Annotated in this window: 1 pseudogene; it reads right to left on the bottom strand. The window is 45.6% G+C overall.

Going from position 1 to position 241, the window contains the following annotated elements:
* Window positions 1-241, bottom strand: a pseudogene (locus tag AB4503_RS23720) (hypothetical protein); the annotation flags it as partial.

Below are 241 nucleotides of genomic sequence, written 5' to 3'. Positions count from 1 at the left end.
GTTTGTAAGCCGTAGTTAATAATCATTGAAATATCAACGCCGAAGGACCCTGCATAGTTTGCTCGTCTGAACTTCTGCGGATCGTTTTTGGCGGTTTTCTCAAGTACCATCCAGATCATATCTTCAAGGAACTCAGGGTGGCGCCTTGGATCGAGCGCCATTGTATCGCGCATACAGAACCAGCTTCCTCCGCCTAGCTGTTTTTGATTATAGGCATTGTCAAAATACGCAGTATGCAAAC

The organism is Vibrio sp. 10N.222.55.B11 (assembly GCF_041473705.1).
Classification (GTDB): domain Bacteria; phylum Pseudomonadota; class Gammaproteobacteria; order Enterobacterales; family Vibrionaceae; genus Vibrio; species Vibrio crassostreae_C.
The sequence above is the reverse complement of the archived record's forward strand: the minus strand, read 5'-3'. Positions and strand labels throughout refer to the sequence as shown.